The organism is Pseudomonas sp. NMI542_15, from assembly GCF_021283425.1.
In the GTDB taxonomy this organism is placed as follows: Bacteria; Pseudomonadota; Gammaproteobacteria; order Pseudomonadales; family Pseudomonadaceae; genus Aquipseudomonas; species Aquipseudomonas fortuita.
This window is the reverse complement of record NZ_JAJSRO010000020.1, coordinates 1-16,512: the sequence shown is the minus strand read 5'-3', so window position 1 is coordinate 16,512 and position 16,512 is coordinate 1. Positions and strand designations below refer to the sequence as shown.

Annotated in this window: 14 protein-coding genes and 1 tRNA gene; 4 read left to right on the top strand and 11 right to left on the bottom strand. The window is 64.0% G+C overall.

Annotated features, from left to right (window positions below; genetic code table 11):
* Positions 1 to 8: 8 nt before the first annotated feature.
* From LU684_RS23390 to LU684_RS23360, 7 genes are all read right to left on the bottom strand, one after another.
* On the bottom strand, positions 9 to 1,037 hold the full coding sequence (locus LU684_RS23390; protein WP_023048020.1) for a WD40/YVTN/BNR-like repeat-containing protein: 1,029 nt from the start codon (positions 1,035 to 1,037) through the stop codon (positions 9 to 11).
* Positions 1,038 to 1,303: 266 nt separating this feature from the next.
* Positions 1,304 to 3,961, bottom strand: a complete 2,658-nt coding sequence (gene pepN, locus LU684_RS23385; RefSeq protein ID WP_232895077.1) for an aminopeptidase N — start codon at positions 3,959 to 3,961, stop codon at positions 1,304 to 1,306.
* Positions 3,962 to 3,974: 13 nt separating this feature from the next.
* Positions 3,975 to 4,805 (bottom strand): DUF2797 domain-containing protein, encoded by an 831-nt coding sequence (locus LU684_RS23380; protein WP_016485540.1) that lies wholly within the window; start codon positions 4,803 to 4,805, stop codon positions 3,975 to 3,977.
* Entirely contained in the window at positions 4,802 to 5,062 is a 261-nt protein-coding gene (locus tag LU684_RS23375; RefSeq protein ID WP_016485539.1) for a YeaC family protein, read from the bottom strand. Before LU684_RS23375 ends, LU684_RS23380 begins: the two co-directional genes overlap by 4 nt.
* A 13-nt stretch (positions 5,063 to 5,075) precedes the next feature.
* The gene (locus LU684_RS23370; RefSeq protein ID WP_016485538.1) at positions 5,076 to 5,960 is read right to left on the bottom strand and encodes a rhomboid family intramembrane serine protease; all 885 of its coding nucleotides are present in this window, start codon (positions 5,958 to 5,960) and stop codon (positions 5,076 to 5,078) included.
* On the bottom strand, positions 5,957 to 6,931 hold the full coding sequence (locus tag LU684_RS23365; protein ID WP_169725181.1) for a metallophosphoesterase: 975 nt from the start codon (positions 6,929 to 6,931) through the stop codon (positions 5,957 to 5,959). Before LU684_RS23365 ends, LU684_RS23370 begins: the two co-directional genes overlap by 4 nt.
* Entirely contained in the window at positions 6,928 to 7,818 is an 891-nt protein-coding gene (locus tag LU684_RS23360; protein ID WP_016485536.1) for an NAD(+) kinase, read from the bottom strand. The genes LU684_RS23365 and LU684_RS23360 overlap by 4 nt, the downstream gene beginning before the upstream one ends.
* Before the next feature lie 88 nt (positions 7,819 to 7,906).
* Between LU684_RS23360 and LU684_RS23355 the strand changes: the two genes are divergently transcribed.
* Both LU684_RS23355 and LU684_RS23350 read left to right on the top strand, forming a co-directional pair.
* The gene (locus tag LU684_RS23355) at positions 7,907 to 8,839 is read left to right on the top strand and encodes a DUF1853 family protein (protein WP_145914609.1); all 933 of its coding nucleotides are present in this window, start codon (positions 7,907 to 7,909) and stop codon (positions 8,837 to 8,839) included.
* Between the two features lie 217 nt (positions 8,840 to 9,056).
* A complete protein-coding gene (locus LU684_RS23350) occupies positions 9,057 to 9,602 on the top strand; it encodes a cytochrome b (protein ID WP_016485535.1) in 546 nt (181 codons plus the stop codon).
* Here the strand turns inward: LU684_RS23350 and LU684_RS23345 are convergent.
* Both LU684_RS23345 and LU684_RS23340 read right to left on the bottom strand, forming a co-directional pair.
* Positions 9,554 to 10,483, bottom strand: coding sequence for a 1-aminocyclopropane-1-carboxylate deaminase/D-cysteine desulfhydrase (locus tag LU684_RS23345; RefSeq protein ID WP_232895076.1), 930 nt, complete (start codon positions 10,481 to 10,483; stop codon positions 9,554 to 9,556). The two genes, LU684_RS23350 and LU684_RS23345, sit on opposite strands and share 49 nt — an antisense overlap.
* Positions 10,484 to 10,571: 88 nt before the next feature.
* Complete coding sequence (locus tag LU684_RS23340; RefSeq protein WP_095117040.1) at positions 10,572 to 12,608, bottom strand: NADPH-dependent 2,4-dienoyl-CoA reductase; 2,037 nt, start codon at positions 12,606 to 12,608, stop codon at positions 10,572 to 10,574.
* A 192-nt stretch (positions 12,609 to 12,800) separates the two neighbouring features.
* Between LU684_RS23340 and LU684_RS23335 the strand changes: the two genes are divergently transcribed.
* Positions 12,801 to 13,919, top strand: coding sequence for a nitrilase-related carbon-nitrogen hydrolase (locus LU684_RS23335; protein ID WP_016485532.1), 1,119 nt, complete (start codon positions 12,801 to 12,803; stop codon positions 13,917 to 13,919).
* 4 nt (positions 13,920 to 13,923) lie between these two features.
* Positions 13,924 to 14,964, top strand: a complete 1,041-nt coding sequence (locus tag LU684_RS23330) for an AraC family transcriptional regulator (protein WP_197888673.1) — start codon at positions 13,924 to 13,926, stop codon at positions 14,962 to 14,964.
* A gap of 231 nt (positions 14,965 to 15,195) precedes the next feature.
* On the opposite strand, the gene LU684_RS23325 is transcribed toward LU684_RS23330, so the two are convergent.
* Both LU684_RS23325 and LU684_RS23320 read right to left on the bottom strand, forming a co-directional pair.
* Positions 15,196 to 16,023, bottom strand: coding sequence for a DUF2242 domain-containing protein (locus tag LU684_RS23325; protein ID WP_096425773.1), 828 nt, complete (start codon positions 16,021 to 16,023; stop codon positions 15,196 to 15,198).
* Positions 16,024 to 16,221: 198 nt separating this feature from the next.
* Positions 16,222 to 16,298 (bottom strand) — tRNA-Asp (locus LU684_RS23320).
* Between the last annotated feature and the right edge of the window lie 214 nt (positions 16,299 to 16,512).

Genomic DNA, 16,512 nt, shown 5'->3' with positions numbered 1-16,512 from the left:
CCTGCTGGTCATCGGCTCACCCCTTCGGCACCCTGGGCATCCGCCAGGTGTACGCCGCCCTGCCCCACCAGCAGCAGGCCGCCATTGGCCAGGCCGCTGACGCCAGCCAGGGCGATGCGGTCGGCGCGGTTGTACACGCTGAAGGTCTGGCCGCCATCGGTACTGCGCAGCACACTGCCGCCGTTGCCGACCAGCACCAAGGTGCCATCATCGAGAAGCGTAGCGCTTGCCAGGCCGAATTCGAGGTTGCCGCGCGCGACCTTGAGTTCGATCGGCTGCCAGCTGTCACCAAAATCGGTGGAACGGAACAGGTTGCCGCGCAGGCCGTAGGCCAGCAAGGCGTGCGACTGGGCGGTGCCGATCACACCGAACAGCGAGCCCTCGTAGGGGCCCTGCACCTTGGCCCAGGTCTGGCCGTTGTCGGCGGAGCGGAACATGCCGCCCTGCTCGCCTACGATGAACAGGCCGGCATCCCGCACACGGGCAATACCGTTCAGGTGTAACTGGTCAGGGTTGTCCAGGCGCTCGGCCACGTCCTGCCAGTGCTGCCCGCCGTCGGTGGTTTCCATCAAGGCGCCATAGGCCCCTACGGCAAAGCCGTGCTGCGCATCGAGGAAAGCGACATCGAGCAAGGGTGCTTCACGGGCGAGGTCTTCGAACTGCTTGGTCCAGGTTGCGCCGCCGTCGCTGCTGACGAGGATCTGCGCATCATGGCCGACCGCCCAGCCGCGCTTGTCATCGAGGAAGAACACGGCGGTGAGCAACTGCCGGGTGGGTACGCGAGCCTGGGTCCAGGTATTGCCCTGGTCGTCGGAGAACAGAATGTGGCCGCGATCCCCCACCACCACCAGGCGCTTGCCGGCATGGGTGGCGCCGATCAGCAGGCTTTGGCTGGCCTTGGCAGATTCGGTGGAGTATTCGTCGGCAGCGGCGGCCTGGGCACTGTCGGCCCACACCCCCAATGCCAGTGCCAGCAATGCGCTGGCCGCCAATGGCCAGGCACCACGCCTGGCCGGCGCCCGTAGCTGTTCCCTCATGACTGCCCCCTTGTTGTGTTCTTGTTGGTGGGTCAATGCATTGCAGGTACTGCAAAAAGCCTGATCTAGAGGCCTGCAATAGCTTGAGGGGATCGTAGCGGGGATGTCTGCGCGATTACAACGGGCGGGGTGTTATGTTTTGTTGTCGGCCCAAAAAGCTTCGCGGGTCAACCCGCTCCCACAGGTGCTACACCGTCCATGAAAGCGGTGAAGTACCTGTGGGAGCGGGTTTACCCGCGAAGAGGCCGGCACTGACTACAGAAAACTCAAGCCAGGCTCTTGCTCACCACTTCATACACATCACTGGACAGCTCACCCGAAGCCAGAATCCGCTCCAGCTCGCCCCTCATCAGCGCCTGACGCGCATCGTCATATTTGCGCCAGCGGGTCAGCGGCGCCAGCTGACGCGAGGCGATCTGCGGGTTCAGCGCATTCAGCTCGATCACCAGGTCCGCGAGGAAGCGATAGCCCGAACCATCGGCGGCATGGAAGTTGATCAGGTTCTGCCCGGCAAAGGCCCCAATCAGCGCACGCACCTTGTTCGGGTTTTTCAGGGTGAACGCCGGGTGCTGCATCAACGCCTTGACCCGTGCCAACCCGCCCGGCAGTGTGCTGGCCGCCTGCACGCTGAACCACTGATCCATGACCAGCGGGTTGTCCTTGAAGTGCTCGGCAAAGGCTTCCAGGGCCTTGGCCCGCTCGGCTTCGAACGGCGAGTTGACCAGCACCGCCAAGGCCGTGAGGCGCTCGGTCATGTTGTCGCACTGATCGAATTGTTCCAGGGTCGCTTCCAGCACCTGCGGCTTGCCGCTCTGCATCAGGTACGACAGGGCAATGTTCTGCAGGCTACGGCGGGCGAAGTGCTCGGCAGAGGCCACGTAGGCGGTGCCGCGCGACACTTCACGGTGGGCCTGATAGCGCGCCCACAGGGCGTCGAACAGCTGCTCGGCGATCTGCTGGCGGGCGAACTCGCGGGCTGCGTGGATGGCGTCCACGTCGGCCACGTGGCTGATCTCGGTGAGGTACGCCTCGCCCGGCAACGAAAGCATTTCGGCAACCATGGCCGGGTCCAGCGACGCGTTACCCAGCACGGTGCCCAGGGCCGTGATCAGGCGCTGGTCGAGTTTCAGGGCTTCGCCGCGTTGATGCTGGCCGATCAGCTCCTGCAACACCTGTACCGATAGTTGCTGCCCCGCTTCCCAGCGGTTGAAACCGTCGCTGTCGTGCTGCATCAGGAACATCAGCTGGTCGCGGTTGTAAGGGAAGCTGAGCTTTACCGGTGCGCTGAAGCCGCGCAGCAGCGAGGGCAGCGGCTTGGCCTGGATACCCTCGAAGGTGAAGGTCTGCTCGCCCTCGGTCACCGACAGCACACGGCTGGTACCGCCAGCTGCCGGCTCACCGGCCAGACGCAGCGGCAGGTCATTGCCTTGAGCGTCCAGCAGGCCCAGCTCGACCGGGATCACGAACGGAAGCTTTTCGGCCTTGTCCGGGGTTTGCGGGCAGCTCTGGCGGAAGGTCAGGCTGTAGGTTTGTGCAACTGCGTCATAGCTTTCGCTCACGTCCAGACGCGGGGTACCGGCCTGGCTGTACCAGCGCTTGAACTGGGTGAAGTCCACACCGTTGGCGTCTTCCATGGCCTTGATGAAATCATCGGTGGTCACCGCTTGGCCATCGTGACGCTCGAAATACAGGTCGCTGCCCTTGCGGAAGCCGTCGGCGCCCAGCAGGGTACGGACCATGCGCACCACTTCGGCGCCCTTCTCGTACACCGTCAGGGTGTAGAAGTTGGAAATTTCGATGAAGCTGTCCGGGCGCACCGGATGGGCCATGGGGCCAGCGTCTTCGGCGAACTGGTGGGTGCGCAGGTAGGCGACGTCTTCGATGCGCTTGACCGTGCGCGAGTTCATGTCGGCGCTGAACTCGGCATCGCGGAACACCGTGAAGCCTTCCTTGAGCGACAGCTGGAACCAGTCACGGCAGGTGACACGGTTGCCCGACCAGTTGTGGAAGTACTCGTGGGCGACCACGCCTTCGACGCGCTGGTGCGCGGCATCGGTGGCGGTTTCGGCACGGGCCAGCACACAGCTGGAGTTGAAGATGTTCAGGCCCTTGTTTTCCATGGCGCCCATGTTGAAGTCGTTGACCGCGACGATCATGAAGATGTCCAGGTCATACTCACGGCCGTAGACTTCTTCGTCCCAACGCATGGACTTCTTCAGGCTGACCATGGCGTGGTCGCACTTGTCGAGGTTTTCGGGTTCGACATAGATGCGCAGCATCACATCACGGCCAGACTGGCGCGTGAAGGTGTCCTCGACGCACCACAGGTCACCGGCCACCAACGCGAACAGGTAGGCCGGCTTCTTGAACGGGTCTTCCCAGGTGGCCCAGTGGCGGCCGTCCTCGGCCGGCCCGCTGCCCGTTGGGTTGCCGTTGGACAACAACACCGGGTAACGATGCTGCTCGGCGATCACCGTGGTGGTGAAAGTGCTCATCACGTCCGGGCGGTCGAGGTAGTAGGTGATCTTGCGGAAGCCCTCGGCCTCGCACTGGGTGCAGAACATCTTGCCCGACTTGTACAGGCCTTCCAGCGCGGTATTGCTCTCGGGGTGGATCTTCACGCTGGTGTCGAGGGTGAAGCGTTCGGCCTTGGGATGGACGGTCAGGCTGTCGGCATCGACCTGGTAGTGGCCCGACTGCAGTTCCTGGTCGTCCAGCGAGGCACGCAGCAGTTCCAGCTGCTGGCCGTCTAGCACCAAAGGCGGCAGGCCGGCACCGCGTGCCGGGTTGCGGCGCATGACCAGTTGCGCGTGGACCAGGGTGTGGTCCTCGAACAGCTCGAAAGTCAGGTGCGTCTCGTCGATCAGGTACTCGGGCGCCTGGTAATCCTTCAGGTAGATCACTTGCGGTTGTTCGGTACGCATGTGCAGGTCCTTTTTACTGGAGCACGGCCAACTGGTAGGCCGTGTACTTGCGAATATTGATCACCCCGGTGTCAAAGATCAGATACTGGCCCTTGATGCCCAGCAGCGTGCCTTCGGCCACCGGGTCCTTATCGAGGTTGAAGCTGACGATCTTTTTCGGGTAGGCCTCGACCGGGTAGTTCATCTGCACTACTTCGGCGTCGGGCAGCGGCTGAATCGCCTGCAGGCCAAAGCGCCCGTGCAGCTCGCGCAAGCCGTCGGCGCAGGCGTCGAAGATCTGCTCACGAATGGCGGGCAGGTCGAGCACCTCGGCATCGCCTTTGAGCAGCGTGCGCCAGTTGGTGCGGTCTGGCACCTGGCTGCGCAGTACATCTTCCACCAGGCCTGATTGCTGACGGGTGGCCACACGCATGATCGGCAGGGCCTGGCTGGCGCCCTGGTCGAGCCAGCGAGTGGGCAGCTGGGTGGCGCGGGTGATGCCGACCTTGATCCCCGACGAGTTGGCCAGGTAGACCACGTGGTCGGTCATGCAGAATTGTTCGCCCCACGACGGTTCGCGGCAGGTGCCGGCATCGTAGTGGCATTTTTCCGGGGCCATGATGCACAGGTCACACTGGGCCAGCTTGGTCATGCACGGGTAGCAGTAACCCTGGCTGAAACTGGTCTTGGTGCGCTTGCCGCAATGGCTGCAGTGAATGGCGCCGAGGTATTCCAGGCGCAGGCGCTGGCCGATCAGCGGGTTGACTGGCACCTGCGTGTCATCCAGCCGGAAGCTGTATTGCACCACGGGCGCCTGCAGGCTTACTGCCATCTTGCTCAACGAGCCACGAGCGAGTTCGATCAATGTACCGAGTCCGACTTGAACAGAATGTTGGCGATCGGCGCAGACTTCGATGCGCATTCCTGCGGGCCCATGTAGCCGGTGCGCTGCTCTTCGGGCAGGTTTTTCATCTCCCAGGCGATGACCGCCTGCAGCGACAGCTCTTTCTGCTCGGCCGTGAGCTTGCGGCCATCCGACCATTTGCCGATTTCCACGGCCAGTTTCAGGCTTTCGTAGATTTCCGGGGTGATGTTTTCAATCATTTGCGCGAAAGTGGACATAGTGTCTCCTGATTCAAGCCGACAGTTTACGCCGGGCCAGCGCCCCACCCAAGAGCCCGGTCAGGCATCCGATGAGCAACCCACCAACATGGGCAGCGTTGGCGATCTGGCCAAGGCCCAGGGTGCCGACCACGCCGGTCAGGCACACCACCAGCCAGACCAGCATCATCACCAGTACGCCCTTGGGCAGGTTGAAGTGACGGTTGGGCGCCAGCCACTGGTACAGCCAGATATGCCCGAGCAAGCCGTACAGCACGCCGGACAGGCCGCCGAACAGGCTCGGCCCGCTGGTGTAGTGCTGGGCCAGGTTGGACACCAGGCTGAACAGCAAGGTCAGGCCCAGCAGCATCCACGGGCCTTGGCGCAACTCGATCCGCTTGCCCAGCTCCCAGTACCACAGGCTGTTCATGGCCAGGTGCAGCACGCCAAAGTGCAGCAGCATGGGTGATACCAGGCGCCACCACTGGCCTTGGTCCAGGACTTGCGCCAGCGAGCTGAAGTACAGGTAGTCGCCCTGGACGCGGAAGTCGAGGAAGGTAAACCAACTGATGGTGGTGAAATTGTCGCCCAGGCTGGTGAGGCCGGCGACGATGAAGCACAGCAGCAGCGTGAGGGTGGTGATCTTGCAGGCTTTGGCCTGCTGCACCAGGGAGGGTTGTGTGGGGCCGTTCGCAGGCCCCGCTCCCACAGGTTGCTCCACCGCCTGGAGGTCGGCGTTGCCGTCGGGGTAGCGCTGGTAGAGTTGCAGCACGTCTTCGGCAAGGGTGTCGGGGGCCCAGAGCACTTGGACATCGCCCTCCTCGCTGACCCGGTGCGGCACCTGCAGACGTTGCAGCAGGTGGACGAAGCCGCTGAGGTCGACCGACAGCGGCAGGCGCATCACTTCGATAATGTTCATTGATTGGCCTGTGGGCGGTCGACGTCGACCCAGACGAACTTGTGCGGGTCAATGCGGGTTTCATCATCCAGCCGGTAGGCGGCCAGTTTGCCGTAGAGCACGGCACTGTAGTCCAGGCAGGCCAGGTTGGCGCGGATCGGCGCTGGGCGGCCGCTGCGCCAGTAATGGCCCACGAACAGCAAGGGCTCGTCTTCGGCATAGCGCAGCAAGGCGTTCTTCTGGCTGTGGCTGAGCGGGGTACTGGCTACCTCCTCGGGCAAGGCATCGGGCTGGAACACGATGTCGCCATAGGTTTGCGGGTCTTCTTCCCAGAACTTGGTGCGGAAGAACGCGCGGGTCAGGCCGTCGCCGCCGGTCAGCGTCAGGCCGTCCGGCAGGCGCATGTCGGTGCCGCGCAACAGGCGGTTGCACACCGTGTCGGCAAAACTGCCACTGACCGCCGAGGCCTGGATGAAGTGTTCATCGATGCGCCCGTCGGGGTATTGCTGGCGCAGCGGCTCGATCAACCGCGGGTCCCAGCAGGCGTGCACCAGGCGGAAGCGCCCGGCATCGATGAACAGCGGCAGCTGGTAGAACCAGTTGACGAAATCGTGCCAGTCGCCGGGGTGGTGGGCGAACTGGGTGAGGGTTTCGTCAATCAGCCGGGCGTGGCGTGGCGTGTGCTCGCGAACATAGGCCTTGCCGCTGCCGGGCAGTGCCGGGGTGACCCAGCCCAGGGCGTTATATTCGTGGTTGCCCATGATGCAGAACGCCTGGCCGGCCTCGACCATGTCATGGACGATGTGCAGCGCCTCGCGAATGCGTGGCCCGCGGTCGACGATATCGCCCAGAAACAGCGCGAGGCGCCGCGGGTGGCGCCACACGCCGGCCACACGCTTATAACCGAGGGCGTCGAGCAGGCGTTCAAGGGTCAGTGCACAGCCGTGTACGTCACCGATGATGTCGAAACTTCGCGCCGGATCGAGCATCAGTCGTCCCTGCTCCCCAGGCGGCTGCCCCAACCGAGCTTGGTGCGGCAGACCTCGTAGTAATTGTGGTCCAGCGGGTGAATCAGGCGCAGCTTCTGCGGTTTCTTGCTCACCGTGATGGTGTCGCCGGGGGCGCAGGTGAAGTGGTTCTGGCCGTCACAGGACACTTGCGGGTAGATCTGCAGGTCCTTGGACACCACGATCTTCAGCTCGCTGTTGCCGTCGACCACGATCGGCCGGCCCGACAAGGTGTGCGGGTACATCGGCACGATGACGATGGCGTCGAGCTTGGGGTGCATGATCGGGCCGCCGGCCGACAGCGCGTAGGCAGTGGAACCGGTGGGCGTGGCGACGATCAGGCCGTCGGCCTTCTGGCTGCAGACGAACTGGCCGTCGATGTAGATTTCGAACTCGATCATGCGCGTGGACTTGCCTGGGTGCAGCACCACGTCGTTCAGCGCATCACCCTGGCCAATGGCCTCGTGATGGCGACGCACCTCGGCCTGCAGCAGGAAGCGGTTTTCCACCAGGTAGTGGCCGTCGAGCACTTCGGCAACTTTCTCTTCCAGCTCGTCAGGGCGGATGTCGGTGAGGAAGCCCAAATTGCCACGGTTGATGCCCAACACCGGAATGTTGTGCCGGGCCAGGGCGCGGGCGGCGCCCAACAGGCTGCCGTCGCCGCCGACCACGATGACCAGGTCGCAGACCTCGCCCAGCAGCTTGCGGGTAGAGGTTTGCAGGCCATGGCCGGGTAGCACTTCGGCAATGGTGTCCTCGAGGATCACATGCAAGTGGCGATCGAGGAGGAATTTTTTCAGTCGGCGAATGGTGTCGAGCACCTGCGAGCTGCCAAGGCGGCCGATGATACCGATATTGCGAAATTGCTCCATGGGGCTCCTGCGGGGCTCTGCGACGGGTGACGATGGCCCGATTATGGGCGAAACCACCGGGTAGCGGCAAACCGGCTATGCTCGCAGGATGATGCCATTCGCCCTGCTCATCGACCTGCCCCGGCAGCTACGCCGCCCCGCCGTACGCGACCTGGCCTGGGCGCTGCTGTCGCCGCCCCTGCTCAGCACCCCGCCCTGTCCCCAGCGCCACCCGCTGACGGGCAGCCTCTGGGCGCAGCAGCCGCAGCGTCTCGAGGGCTGGTTGCGAGCGCTGGATGCCGACGATCGCCCGCTGCAAGCGTGGCTGGCAAAGCTCGGCAGCCGGCGGCTGGGGCTTTACTACGAACGGCTGTGGCAATTTGCCCTGGGCCAGGCACCCGGCATCGAGCTGCTGGCGGCCAACCTGGCAATCCGTGACGGTGGGCACACCCTGGGCGAGCTGGACGTGGTGCTGCGCGACCGCGACGGTGTGCACCACCTGGAACTGGCGATCAAGTTGTACCTGGGGCCGCAACACGCCGGGCACGACCCGCATGCCTGGCTGGGACCTGGGTGCCATGACCGGCTGGGGAACAAACTTGCGCACCTGACGGGGCACCAGTTGCCCATGTCGAACGGCGCGCACAGCCGCGAGCTGTTGGCGCGGTTGGGGGTTGAGCAGGTGCAGGCACACGTGTGGCTGGGTGGCTACCTGTTCTATCCGTGGCCTGGGCATGCCGAGCCACCCGCGGGCGCCAACCTGCAGCACTTGCACGGGCGCTGGGTGCGCCGGCGGGACTGGGTCATGGCAGAGGGTGAACATTGGCAGCCCTTGCAGCGGCATGCCTGGCTGGCACCTGCGCGGGTCGAGGCAGGTGAAGGCTGGACGGTGGAGCAGTTTGCGGCCTGGTTGCATGTGCTGGAGCGGCAGGCGCCGGCGCAGTTGCTGGTGAGGTTGGAGGCTGATGCCGAGGGTGCCTGGCAGGAGGTGGAGCGGGTGTTTCTGGTGGCTGATGACTGGCCGCACGTGCCCGGTGCCTGATGTTACCTGTACCGGGCCTATCGCCGGCAAGCCAGCTCCCACTGCACAGGCCCCAGGCTCAGCATCGTGCCTGTGGGAGCTGGCTTGCCGGCGATAGGGCCGGTGCTGGCAACACAATTTTCACAGACCTAGCGCAAAGATTTATTTCTGGTAACCACTACAGTGGTACCTGAGCGCCAGCAAGAGCGCCATTTTGACCTGATGACGAGGACCGATCATGGTTTCATCCAACCCCGCGACCCATTACGCACGCGTGTCCATCGCCCTGCATTGGCTGATGCTGGTGCTGCTGGCCGCTGTTTATGCGCTCATCGAACTGCGTGGCCTGTTCCCCAAGGACAGCGCCGAACGCAATCTGATGAAAGACCTGCACTTCATGCTCGGGCTCAGCGTGTTCGTGCTGGTCTGGCTGCGCCTGGCCATGCGCCTGAGCCGCCCTACCCCGCCCATCGTGCCTAAGCCGCCGGCCTGGCAGACCGGGCTTGCGCACCTGATGCACCTGGCGCTGTACCTGCTGATGATCGGCATGCCACTGGCCGGCTGGCTGATCCTCAGCGCCGCCGACAAACCTGTGCCGTTCTTCGGCCTGGAGCTGCCACACCTGATTGGCCCGGACCCGGACCAGGCCAAGTTCATCAAAGGCTGGCATGAACGCGTGGGCAGTTGGGGCTACTGGTTGATCGGCCTGCACGCCCTGGCCGGGCTGTATCACCACTACGTGCAGCGCGACAACACGCTGCTGCGCATGCTGCCCTTCAAGTAACCGCGCCGGCCCTGCAGGCCACCGGTATGCACAACGATCAGGCGAGTGCCGGGCGCAAACAGCCCGGCCTCGACCTGATCACGCAGGGCCAGCAGGGCCTTGCCGGTGTACAGGGCCTCGAGCGGTACACCACTGTGCTGCTCGCACCCGGCAATGAAGGCCAGCAGCTCATCGTCGAATTTGCCAAAACCGCCACGGCACGCATCGTGTAGCTGGTAGCCGTGTGTACCGGCCAATGCTGCCACCGTCTCCGGCACGCCATGATCCCTGGGCACGGCCAATGCGCCATGTACGACATGCGCACCCGCCTCGGCCAGCACCAGGCCGGCCAGGGTAGTACCGGTTCCAGCAGCCAGCCACCAGGCATCGTAGCCCGACCAGCCCAATGCCGTGAGCTGCGAACGCGCCTGCTGCATGATCAGCGCACAGCCCTGTGCACCAGCCGGGCCGCCGCCGCCTTCGGGGATGCAATGCCAGCCTGGGTAGCGTGACTGCCAGGGGCCCCAGAATCCGGTTTCGTTGCGCGCGCGGTAGCCGCCGTAGCCGAGCCAGTGCAGCTCCATGCCCAACGCCTGAAGGTCACGCACCGTAGGTGTTTCCTGAACGTGGCCCCGCAGCAGGCCGGCGGTGGCGAAGCCGAAGCGCTTGCCGGCGGCGGCCAGGGCGTGCAAGTGGTTGGAGTGATTGCCGCCAAGGCTGATCAGGCCCGGGGCTTTGCTGACGCTGGCTTGTTGCAGGTGATGGCGAAGCTTGAACCACTTGTTGCCGCTGACCAGTGGGTCGATCAGGTCCAGCCGCAGGATGGCGGCCTCGACATTGGCAGTTGCCAGCCAAGGCAGGTTCAGGGGTTGCAGGAGCGCTTGAGGGAGGTCGAAAAGCATCGTGCGAGTTTACCAGCGAAATCCTGGGGCCGCTGTGCGGCCGTTCGCGGGCAAGCCCGCGAAGGGCTGCAAAGCAGCCCCAGCAATCTCAGAGTTCCGCCGCCAACCTCGAACCTTGGTTGATCGCCCGTTTGGCATCCAGCTCGGCCGCCACATCAGCCCCGCCAATCAGGTGCACGGACTGCCCCGCCGCCACCAGGCCGTCCTGCAATTCGCGTAGCGGATCCTGGCCAGCGCAGATCACCACGTTATCCACCGGCAGCACCTGCGGCTCGCCGTCGGCCACACGAATGTGCAAACCGGCATCGTCGATACCCAGGTACTCGACACTGTTAAGCATCTGTACCCGCTTGTTCTTCAACCCGGTGCGGTGAATCCAGCCCGTCGTCTTGCCCAGGCCATCACCCACCTTGGACTTCTTGCGCTGCAACAGGTACACCTGCCGCGCCGGCGCATGCGGCTCGGCCTTGATCCCGGCCACACCGCCACGTGCCTCAAGACGGGTATCGATGCCCCACTCCTGCCAGAACGCCTCACGGTCCTGGCTGGTGGCCACGCCCTGGTGCACGAGGTATTCGGAGACATCGAAGCCGATACCACCCGCACCAATGACCGCGACCGCCTTGCCTACCGGCTTGCGTTCAAGCAGCACGTCCAGGTAGCTGAGCACCTTGGCATGCTCAACACCGGGAATGGCCGGGGTACGCGGTGCGATGCCAGTGGCCAGGATGATTTCGTCGTAGCCGCCGCTCACCAGCGCCTGCACGTCGACACGGGTATTCAGGCGCAGGTCCACGCCCGTGCTCTTCACCTTGTTGCGAAAGTAGCGCAGGGTTTCAAAGAATTCTTCCTTGCCCGGCACCCGCTTGGCCACGTTGAACTGCCCCCCGATTTCGCTTGCGCCGTCAAACAGGGTCACCGCGTGGCCCCGCTCGGCCGCCACGGTGGCCGCAGCCAGGCCAGCCGGGCCGGCGCCGACCACGGCAATGCGCTTCACTGCCCGCACGGGCAGGTAGTTGAGCTCGGTTTCGTGGCAGGCACGCGGGTTGACCAGGCAACTGGTCAGCTTGCCGCCGAAGGTGTGGTCCAGGCAGGCCTGATTACAGCCGATGCAGGTGTTGATCTCATCGGCACGGCCAGCCGCTGCCTTGTTGACGAATTCCGGGTCGGCCAGGAACGGCCTGGCCATTGAAACCATATCCGCATCGCCTTCGGCCAATACAGCTTCGGCCACTTCCGGCGTATTGATACGGTTGGTGGTGATCAACGGAATATTCACTACCCCACGCAGCTTGGCCGTGACCTTGCTGAATGCCGCACGCGGCACCTTGGTGGCGATAGTGGGGATACGCGCTTCGTGCCAGCCGATGCCGGTGTTGATCAAGGTCGCGCCAGCCTGCTCGATGGCTTTGGCCAGCAGCTCGATCTCGTCCCAAGTGCTGCCACCCTCAACAAGGTCGAGCATCGACAGGCGGAAGATGATGATGAAATTCGGCCCTACCGCGCCGCGTACCCGGCTGACGATTTCCACCGCCAGGCGCATGCGGTTTTCATAGCTGCCGCCCCAGCGATCGGTGCGGTGGTTGGTGTGGGCGGCGAGGAACTGGTTGATGAAGTAGCCTTCCGAACCCATGATCTCGACGCCGTCGTAACCCGCGCGCTGGGCCAGTGCCGCGCAATTGACGAAGTCGGCAATCTGTTTCTCGATGCCCTCCTCGTCCAGCGCCTTGGGCGTGAACGGATTGATCGGCGCCTGGATCGCGCTAGGTGCCACCTGCCGAGGGCTGTAAGCGTAACGCCCGGCATGCAGGATCTGCAGGCACACCTTGCCACCCGCCGCGTGCACGGCTTCGGTGACGATGCGGTGCTTGTCGGCCTCTTCTTCGGTACTGAGCTTGGCCGCGCCGGAATACACCCCGCCTTCATCGTTGGGCGCAATGCCCCCGGTGACCATCAGGCCGACGCCCCCACGGGCGCGCTCGGCAAAGTACGCAGCCATGCGCTCGAAACCACCAGGGCGCTCTTCGAGGCCGGTGTGCATCGAGCCCATCAGGGTGCGGTTGCGCAAGGTAGTAAAGCCCAGGTCCAGCGGGGCGAGCAGGTGCGGGTAGCGGTCGGCAGCCATGGAAAAGTCCCCTGGTGGCGTGATCACGGTATGCGGGCACCTCACTGGTCGGCGGGGCCCGTCGTTTGTCTGTCAGCGAGATTAAACAGCCGTTTGAATGGGCTCAATGATCGAAAATGACAAGTTATTGATCCTGACGTACAGCCGGACTACCCTAGGGAACCCTCGGTTCTCAAGGCCTCGTCCTGTTCCATGCGAAAACTCCTGGCAAGCGCGCTGGCGCTGGTGATGATCGCCTCCCTGTGCGGCTACGGCTTCTGGACCCAGCAGCGCCCAGAAGGCCACTACCTGTCCGACCTGCGCATCGAGCTGGCCCTCAACCATGGCGTGCCGGGCGAGCACGGTAATCTGCTGGGCGTCGAGCCGCTGCTGTACCCGGGCGACTACCAGAACCTGCAACGCCTGCACCGCAAGCTCGCGGCTTATCTGGAGCAAGCCCGCGCGCAAGGGCTGGTGAGCCCGCGCACGGTGGTGGTGCTGCCGGAGCACATCGGCACCTGGCTGTGGGCGCGTGGGGAAAAGAATGAGCTTTATCAAGTCACGCACAGCCGCGAGGCCTTGCAGTGGCTGGAGCTGAGCAACCCGCTGCGCTACGGCCTGGCAATACTCGGCGCAGACGGCGACGACTGGCGCGCTGACGCGCATTTGCGCATGAAGGCCGAGCAAATGGCCGCAGACTATCAGCAGTTGTTCGGCGGGTTGGCCAGGGAGTTCGGCGTCACCCTGGTGGCCGGCTCCATCGTGCTGCCCGCACCCTATGTCAAACAAGGCGTGCTGCATGCCGGCAGTGGCCCGCTGTTCAACAGCAGCCTGGTGTTTGCCGCAGATGGCTCGCTGCTGGGCCAGCCACAGCGCCAACAGTTCCCCGACAGTGAAATCCGCCGCTACGTCCATGATGGCCGCCAGCAACCGCTGCAAGTGGTGCAAACCCCGGCCGGCCGCTTGGGTGTCCTGGTGGGCAGTGACAGCTGGTATCCGCAAAACCATGAGCAACTGGCACAACAAGCGGTACAGCTGATCGCCAACCCGGTGTTCCTCAGCGGCAAGGGTAGCTGGGAAGCGTCATGGCGCGGCAATCGCCACCAGGACGCCAGCGCAGGGCTGGCCCTGCAACGGGGCGAGGTCAGCGAACAGACTGCCTGGCAACGCCTGACCGAGGCAGCCGGGGCCAGCGTCAGCAGCATGAGCGTGTTCATGCGCGGGCAGTTCTGGGAGCAGGCCAGCGACGGCCAGGGCTTTGCCCGACAGTCGGGTGAGTTGCTGACGGGTCCCCCCAGCCCTGGCGCCCGCCTGCTGAATCTGTGGCTGTAGGCCCATGACCCGCCCCCGCGTACGCCTGGGCGACCTTTCGGTAGGCTTTGTCCAGCCGCTGACAGAGGCCCTGCGCGAACTGGGGCACGACCCCGAGCCCCTGCTGCGCCGTTATGGTCTGGGTGCGCCCCGCCTTGCCGAGGCCGGCGCGCGCTTGTCGATCCCCCGTTACATGCACCTGGGCCACGCAGCCATCGAGCTGAGCGGCGAAGCCGCACTGGGCCTGCACATGGGCCGCCTGAGCCGCCTTACGCATGCCGGCCTGGCCGGGGTCACCGCCGCCCAGGCACCGACACTGGGCGACGCGGCGCGCACCCTGCTGCGCTTCGAGCCACTGTATGCGGCCAACTACCGTGGCCACTCCAGCTTTGAGGAAGACGCCCAAGGCGCCTGGTTGCGTTTCTACTCCATCAGCCCTTACAACGCCTACAACCGCTTCGTGGTCGACTCACTGCTTGCCGGCTGGCTGGCGCAACTTGCCGACCTGGCCGGCACACAGGTGCAGGCCGAGCGCCTGGACATCGAGTTTGCCGCCCCTGCCTACGCCAAGTGTTATCAGGCGCTGTGCAGCACACCTGTACAATTCGCGGCCGAGGGCAACCAGCTGCGGCTAAGCCGCGCAACCCTGCAACTGGCCAACCCAAGGCATTGCCCGAGCACCTGGCAGCACCTCCTGCAACTGTGTGAGGCAGAGCTGCTGCAACGCACACGGGTGCGCAGCCTGGGTGAACGCATTACCCACTTGCTGGGCCCGCTGCTCAATGGCGGCCGTGAACCGGACCTGGAAGAAGTGGCGCTGCACTTACAGCTACCGACCTGGACGTTGCGCCGCAAACTCGCCGAAGAAGGCACGCGCTTTCGCGACCTGCTCAACGAAACGCGGCGCGACCTGGCCGAGACCTATATCCGTGACACGGAGCTGGCCTTCGGCGAGATTGCCTATCTGTTGGGGTTTGCTTCGGCCGAGGCCTTCCAGCGCGCATTCAAGCGCTGGACGGGCCTAACGCCGGGGGAGTTCCGCCGCAACCAGCGGCGGGCGGGCTAAAGCTCGGTAGCGTCTTCAGCCGGTTCCGGGGTGTCCAGTTCGTAAGCCTGGGTTTCGAGTAGTTCTTCCTGGTATTCATCCATCGCCCTGCGTCCTCTTTACTCATATTGTCTTCGTAGGTATCGCCTTCAGCCTAAGCAGGTGGGATGAAGGGATGATGACAAGCTTATGAGTGGTAAACGTAGCAGGGGTTCAGGAAGTTATCGCGGGGTGTCTGTAACAGGCAAACAGTCAAAGGGAGGGTGACGCGGCCTCGGCAGGCTGGGATTGCTGCTCCACCTGAATAGGCGCAGCTTCGGCCGGCGGCGCCACCGGCTGCGAGCCCTGGCTGTCATCCACCACCGGTGCCGCTGCCGCTTCACTGGCCGGGGCAACGGCCGGCGCAGGTGCAACTTGCGCCTCCGGTGCCGCTTCCGGAGCCGGCGCAGGCGCCACCGGGTTCGCCGCTGCCTGCTCAGGTAACCCCAGTTCTACCGCTGGCTTCGGAACCTTGGGCGCCTCGACCTTGGCTTCTTCAACCTTCTTAGGCTTGGGCTTGGGCAGGTAGCTCTCTACCAAGGCGAAATAACGGTCATAGAACTGCGCTGCCGTCACCGTTTCGCTGGCCACCTTGACCATCGAGTCGTCGCTGGAGCCGATCGGCATCGATACCGAACCCAGTACCCCCACGCCCAGGCTGGCAGAGGTGTTGGATTTTTTCAGCGCGTAACGGTCCTGCAGGGCGTTGGCGAACATGGTCGAGCGCTGTTCGTCGCTCACATCCGGCGCACAGGTCACGTTGAAGCTGATCTGCAGGTGATTCTCGCTATTCTGCTGGAAGCTCTTGTTGCCCACCACCTGGTTGGCACCGCTGTTGGTAATGATGTAGCCCTGGCTGAGCAAGGCACGCCGGGCGGCCTCGCAAGTGCCGGCATCGCTCACCGGAAAGCTGCGCGAGAAGGTACCCGAGTCATCGAAGTTCTCGTGCTCGTACACGGCAGTCTTTTTCGAGGAACAACCGGCCACCCCCGCCAGCACCAGGGCCAGCCCGAGCGCACCAAAGACGGAAGATCTGGTCATTGCGAATTCCGGGTAAGTCGAGAAGGTGCCTATTGTGCAACACAGCAGGCAGGCACAGGAACCACTGGTCGGTGAAGAGTCTGTCAGGTTGGTGTAAAAATGGGTAAAGACAGGCTTTCAGCCGCAGAAACAAAAAAAGCGACCCTAAGGTCGCTCTTTTTGTGCTTCAAGGCGTTCAAAGGGGCCTTGAGGCAAAGATGGCGCAGCGGACGGGACTCGAACCCGCGACCCCCGGCGTGACAGGCCGGTATTCTAACCGACTGAACTACCGCTGCGTATCATTCAGGCTTTCACCCGATTGAAACCTGGGTCTACCCTTCCGGCGCCAAGGCCTCAGGGCAGGCACAAAAAAAGCGATAACATGATCGCTTCTCTTGTGTTTGCTTCAAGGTGTTCTAGGGACCTTGAAGCGAAGATGGCGCAGCGGACGGGACTCGAACCCGCGACCCCCGGCGTGACAGGCCGGTATTCTAACCGACTGAACTACCG